Raw genomic sequence first — 6,089 nt, 5'->3', positions numbered from 1 at the left:
CACGACCCCGTCGCCGCCGCCTACGCCGACCGCGTCGTCTTCCTCGCCGACGGCCGCATCGTCGACGAACTCCACCAGCCCACCGCCGACACCGTCCTGGACCGCATGCGCCGCTTCGACGCCAAGGGCCGCACCAGCTGAGCCGGATCCCGGCCCACCCGCCCGGCGCCGCTCCGGCCTCCGTCCCCACGACCTTCCAGGACTGACACCACTCCATGTACCGCACCGCACTGCGCACCGTGCTGGCCCACAAGGGCCGACTGCTGATGACGACGCTCGCCGTCCTCCTCGGCACCGCCTTCGTGGCCGGCACCCTGGTCTTCACCGACACGCTCGGCAGCGCGCTCCGCTCCCAGAGCGCCAAGAGCTACACCGACATCACCGTGACCGTCAGCGACCGCTCCGCCGTCAGCAAGGGGTACGACCACGGCGGCGGCGCCGAGGCCGGCCCGGCCCTGTCCGAGGAGACGCGCGGGGCGATCGCCGCGCTGCCCGGCGCCGCCGAGGCCCGCGGCGTGGTCAGCGGCTTCGCCGGCATCGCCGACCGGAAGGGCGCACTGATCGGCAACGGCTTCTCCACCACCGGCACCAACTACGTGCCCGGCGCCGACGGCACCGACCCCCGCTACCCGCTGGTCGACGGACGCGGCCCGCGCGGCGCCGAGGAGATCGCGCTGGACGCCAGGACCGCCGAGAAGGGCGGCTACAAGGTCGGCGACACCGTCCGCGTCGCCGTCAACGGCCCGGTCATGGAGCTCCGGCTCACCGGCACCCTGCACACCAACGACCCGCGCGTCGTCTCCGGCGGATCGCTCGCCGCGTTCGACACCGCCACCGCCCAGCAGCTCTACCTGAGCCCCGGCCGGTTCGCCGAGATCGACGTCAGGGGCAGGCCCGGCGCCGACGACACCGCGCTGCTCGCCGCCGTGAAGCAGGCCGTGCCGCAGAGCGACTCCGTCGAGGCCCGGACCGGCCGCGAGCTCGCGGACGAGCAGGACCGGATGATCGCCGAGGGCACCAAGGGCCTCTCCACCGTCCTGCTGGGCTTCGCCGCCATCGCGCTCTTCGTCGGCATCTTCATCATCGCCAACACCTTCACCATGCTGGTCGCCCAGCGCACCAGGGAACTGGCCCTGCTGCGCGCCGTCGGCGCCAGCCGCAAGCAGATCACCCGCTCGGTGCTCGCCGAGGCACTGCTCGTCGGCCTCACCGCCTCGCTCGGCGGGCTGGTCGTCGGCATCGGCATCGCCACCGGACTGCGCGCCCTGCTCAACGGCCCCTTCGAGGCCAACCTGCCGGACGGCCCGCTGGTGATCGGCCCCGCCACGGTGCTCGGCTCCGTCGGCGTCGGCGTCGCGGTGACCGTGCTCGCCGCCTGGCTGCCCGCACGCCGTGCCTCGCGGATCGCCCCGGTCGCCGCGATGAGCTCCGTCGAGCAGCCCGCCACCCAGAAGTCCCTCGTGGTCCGCAACGCGATCGGCCTGCTGTTCGCCCTCGCCGGCGTGGGCGGCCTGCTGGCCGGCGCGGCCGGCAAGGAGGCCAAGCTGGTCGGCCTCGGCGCGGGTGCGCTGATGATCGGCGTCTTCGTCCTCACCCCGCTGCTCTCCCGGCCGCTGATCGCCCTGGTCGCCCCGCTGCTGCGCAGGCTCTACGGCACGCCCGGCAAGCTGGCCCGCGAGAACGCGGTGCGCAACCCGCGCCGCACCGCCGCCACCGCCTCCGCGCTCACCATCGGCGTCACCCTGATCACCGCGCTGACCGTGGTCGGCGCCTCGGTGAACAAGGCCGTCGACGAGGCCACCGCGAACGACCTCAAGGCCGACTACACCGTCGCCATGTCGAACTTCTCCATGCTCTCCCCCGAGGTCGCCCCCCAGATCGCCCGGATCCCCGGGCTCACCGCGACGAGCGTGATGCGCACCGTGCCCGTCAAGGCCGCCGAGGACGACACCTCGTGGCTCACCTCGGTGGACGCGGCCACCTTCGACCGGCTGGTCGACGTGAAGACCACCGAGGGTTCGGCCGACGCGCTCAAGCAGGGCAAGCTGCTGGCCGGCGCCGACTACGCCGCGCGGAACGGCCTCACCGTCGGCTCGACCCTGACCGGCACCTACCCGGACGGCAGCCCGGCCACCCTGACCGTCGGCGGCCTGATCGGGCACAGCACCGTGGTGTCCGGGCTGATCGCCCCCGAAAGCGTGGTCGGCCCGCACGCCGGCGCCGGCACCGGGCTGGACAAGGTGCTCGTCAAGGGCCCGGACGGCCCGGACGCCGCGCTCAAGCAGGCGCTGCGCGACGCCACCGGCGGCAACCCGCTGATCGCGGTCAAGGGCGACAAGGACATCAAGGCGGAGAACCGCGAGATGGTCTCCGCCGTGCTGAGCATGATGTACGGGCTGCTGGGCATGTCCGTGGTGATCGCGGTCCTGGGCGTGGTGAACACCATGGCGATGTCCGTGTTCGAGCGCCGCCGGGAGATCGGCATGCTGCGGGCGATCGGTCTGGACCGGCGCGGCATCGGCCGGATGGTCCGGCTGGAGTCCCTGATGATCGCCCTGTTCGGCGGCGTGGTCGGTGTGCTGCTCGGCATCGTCACCGCCTGGGCCGGCGTCCGGACCATGAAGGACGTGTTCAGGAACATCACCACCGTGGTGCCGCCGGTGCAGATCCTGGGCTTCCTGGTGGCCGCCGCGGTGATCGGCCTGCTGGCCGCGCTCTGGCCGGCCCGCCGGGCGGCCCGGACGGACATCCTGAGCGCGATCAAGAGCGACTAGCGCCGTCCGGTACCGCACGCACGGCGCCGCCCGCCGGGACTCCTCCCGGCGGGCGGCGCCGTCGTGAGCGGCACTCTCGTGAGCGGCGCCGTCACGAGCGGTCTGTCGTGGCGGGCGGGGTGTTCCCGGCGACTCCGGTGTGCGCCGCGCTGAGCGAACGTTTCCTCAGCAGCCGTTGAGGATCGAGGAGAGCGCGCTCTTCTCGGCGCTGTCCACGCTGAGGCCGTAGTAGTACTTCACCTGCACCCAGGCACGGGCGTAGGTGCACCGGTAGGAGGTCTGCGGCAGCCAGTGGGCCGGGTCCTGGTCGCCCTTGCTGCGGTTGGAGCTCGCCGAGACCGCGATCAGCTGCGGGCGGGTCAGGTCGTTCGCGAAGCCCTGGCGCTGGCCGGTGGTCCAGGCCCAGGCGCCGGAGCGCCAGGCCTCGGCGAGCGGCACCACGTGGTCGATGTCGAAGGACGAGGCGCTGGTGGTGCTGGCGTTGTCGTAGACCGAGAACCAGGTGCCGCTGACGGAGGCGCACGCGGAGTCGGTGACGACGTTGCTGCCGTCCCGCTTGAGGACCGTCTCACGGGTGTTGCAGGTGCCGGAGACGGTGATCCAGTGCGGGAAGAGCGCCCGGTCGTAGGTGGAGGCGTGGGACTCGGCGGACACCGCGATCGAGGCGAGGTAGCTGCGCGCGGTGGCGGCGGAGACCGGGGTCGGCAGGGCCGCCCGGGCGGTGCCGGCGCCGGTCAGCAGGGTGACGAGGGCGAGCAGCAGGGCGCCGAGGGCGGCGGCCGGGGCGCGGCGGGGCAGGCGGGACGGACGGGGCACGGGTATCGCGGACATGGGGGACTCCTGAGTCGACGAGGGCAGGGGAAAGCCCCCGGGCGGAGCGGCCCGGGCTGCCGACCAGCATGCAGCCCCGGGGGTATACGCGGGTAGAGCCGGGAGGTGAACTTTTGAGCGGGCGTCAGCACCACACCCGTCCCGGCGGGCGCAGGAACGCCGAAGGCCCCGCCCGGCGGGTTGCCGGACGGGGCCTTCGAGGCCACCAAGTGGCCTGAACTCTTCGCTCAAACAGCCGAGTTGGCCGCTCCCGCGTTCGGCGCGGCAGGCTTGGTGCGGCGCCCGCCGAAGACGTTCAGGAAGATCGCCAGAGTCGGGACCAGGTAGGCCGCCCAGACCACGAGCTGGAGGACCGTCGGGTCGGGCTGGAAGTTGAACACGCCCTTGAGGAGCGTGCCGTACCAGCTGTCCTTGGGGATGCCGGAGCTGATGTCGAAGGCGCGGCTGCGCAGGCCGGGGAGCCAGCCGGCCTCCTGGAGGTCGTGCACCCCGTAGGCCAGCACCCCGGCGGCGACCACCACCAGCATCGCGCCGGTCCAGGTGAAGAACCTCGCCAGGTTGATCCTCAACGCGCCCCGGTAGAACAGCCAGCCCAGGACCACCGCGGTCGACAGACCCAGCGCCGCACCGATGACCGGGTTGTAGCCGTCATCGGTCGCCTGCACGGCCGACCAGATGAACAACGCCGTCTCCAGCCCCTCCCGCCCGACCGCCAGGAACGCGGTGACCACCAGGGCGGCCGTGCCCATCGCGAGCGCCGCGTCCAGCCTGCCGTGCAGCTCCGTCTTCAGGTGCCGGGCGGTGCGGCGCATCCAGAACACCATCCAGGTGACCAGACCCACCGCCACGATCGACAGCGTCCCGCCGAGGGCCTCCTGCGCCTCGAACGTCAGCTGCGTCGAGCCGTACTGGAGCACCGCGCCGAACGCCAGGCTGAGGGCGACCGCCGCACCGACGCCCGCCCACACCGGTGGGAGCTTGTCCCTGCGGCCGGTCTTGACGAGGTAGGCGATGAGAATGCACACGACGAGGCTGGCTTCCAGACCCTCGCGCAGGCCGATCAGATAGTTGCCGAACACGGCACCCTCCTCCGGAGGTTGTACAGGGGTGACGGGCGGAACGGTCAGCCGAGGAGGGCCTGGCCCCACCACTCACCGGGCTTGCGCACACCCGCCGGACAGGCGAAGTGCGCCGAACCGACGTGCTGGATGTACTCGTTCAGCGCATCCGACGCGGCGAGGCGCTGCTGCAGCGGGACGAACCCCGTACGGCTGTCCCGCTGGTAGGCCAGGAAGAACAGGCCCGCGTCCAGCCGCCCCAGCCCGTCCGTCCCGTCGGTGAAGGAGAACCCGCGCCGCAGGATCATGTGGCCGCCGTTCGAGTCCGGGTGCGCCAGGCGTACGTGGGCGTCCCCGGGCATGGCGTCCAGGTCCGGCGCGTCGTGCTCCCGGACCTTCCCGTACGCGGCGCCCTCGCCCTTGGTGCGGCCGAAGACGTCCTCCTGCTCCTTGAGCGACGTACGGTCCCACGTCTCGATGTGCATCCGGATCCGCCGGGCGACCAGGTAGGAACCGCCGGTCATCCACTCCGGCCCCTCGCCGGGCGCCACCCAGACGTGCTGCGCCAGCGCGGCGGCGTCGGTGCCGGCGATGTTGTGGGTGCCGTCCTTGAAGCCCATCATGTTGCGCGGTGTCTGCGCATCGGGCGTGGTGGAGGAGGTCTTGCCGAAACCCAGCTGCGACCAGCGGATGTTGACCGTCCCCATCCCGATGCGGGCCAGGTTGCGGATCGCGTGCACCGCCACCTGGGGGTCGTCGGCGCAGGCCTGGACACAGAGGTCCCCGCCGCTGCGCTGCGGATCGAGGTTGTCGCCCTTGAACCGGGGCAGGTCGATCAGCGCCTCGGGGCGCCGCGCCTTCAGGCCGAAGCGGTCCACGCCATCCTTGTCGAACAGGCCCGGACCGAAGCCGACCGTGAGGGTCAGCCGGGAGGCCGGCAGGCCCAGCGCCTCGCCGGTGTCGTCCGGCGGCGCCTGCGGCAGGCCGCTCGCCGCACCGCTGCCCACCTCGCGACCGCCGGTCATCGCCGCGGCGGCCCTGGTCCACTCCTTGAGCATCCGCACCAACGACTCGCGGGTCGCCGACGCGGAGACGTCGAAGGCCGCGAAGTGCAGCCGGTCCTGGACGGGGGTGGCGATCCCGGACTGGTGCTCCCCGAAGAACGCGACGTCCCCGCCTGCGGCGGCCGGCGCCGGGGCGTCCTCCTCCCGGCGGGTCGCGGCGGCCACCGAGCCGACGCCGGCCGCCCCCAGGGCGGCCCCCGCACCGGCCCAGCCGATCACCGCACGGCGGCTGAACCCGCCACCGGCGGCACCACCCGGCTCCCGGGCCCCGGGCTCGTCACCCCTGGGGGACGGCGTCCCGTGGTCCGGCGCCCCGTTCTGCTGCTCCTGCTCGGCGTCCATCGGCGGCGGACCCTTCTCTG

The 6,089-nt window shown here is 73.0% G+C and carries 4 protein-coding genes and 1 pseudogene; 2 read left to right on the top strand and 3 right to left on the bottom strand.

Annotated elements, in window-relative coordinates; genetic code table 11:
* A pseudogene (locus tag PUR56_RS10795) lies at positions 1-141 on the top strand (ABC transporter ATP-binding protein); the annotation flags it as partial.
* A 74-nt stretch (positions 142-215) separates the two neighbouring features.
* Positions 216-2,774 (top strand): ABC transporter permease, encoded by a 2,559-nt coding sequence (locus tag PUR56_RS10790; RefSeq protein WP_329948715.1) that lies wholly within the window; start codon positions 216-218, stop codon positions 2,772-2,774.
* A 165-nt stretch (positions 2,775-2,939) separates the two neighbouring features.
* Here PUR56_RS10790 and PUR56_RS10785 read toward each other — a convergent pair whose 3' ends face one another.
* The 3 genes from PUR56_RS10785 to efeB all read right to left on the bottom strand — a co-directional run bounded on the left by PUR56_RS10785 (position 2,940) and on the right by efeB (position 6,069).
* Positions 2,940-3,605: an HNH endonuclease family protein gene (locus PUR56_RS10785; RefSeq protein ID WP_329948714.1), complete on the bottom strand. Its 666-nt coding sequence runs from the start codon at positions 3,603-3,605 to the stop codon at positions 2,940-2,942.
* A 227-nt stretch (positions 3,606-3,832) separates the two neighbouring features.
* On the bottom strand, positions 3,833-4,684 hold the full coding sequence (efeU, locus tag PUR56_RS10780) for an iron uptake transporter permease EfeU (protein WP_329882504.1): 852 nt from the start codon (positions 4,682-4,684) through the stop codon (positions 3,833-3,835).
* 44 nt (positions 4,685-4,728) lie between these two features.
* On the bottom strand, positions 4,729-6,069 hold the full coding sequence (gene efeB / locus PUR56_RS10775) for an iron uptake transporter deferrochelatase/peroxidase subunit (RefSeq protein ID WP_329882505.1): 1,341 nt from the start codon (positions 6,067-6,069) through the stop codon (positions 4,729-4,731).
* Positions 6,070-6,089 lie beyond the last annotated feature (20 nt).

This window comes from Streptomyces sp. BE303, from assembly GCF_036290945.1.
Lineage (GTDB): Bacteria > Actinomycetota > Actinomycetes > Streptomycetales > Streptomycetaceae > Kitasatospora.
Note: the sequence above shows the minus strand (reverse complement) of the source record. Positions and strands in the feature narration are given on the sequence as shown.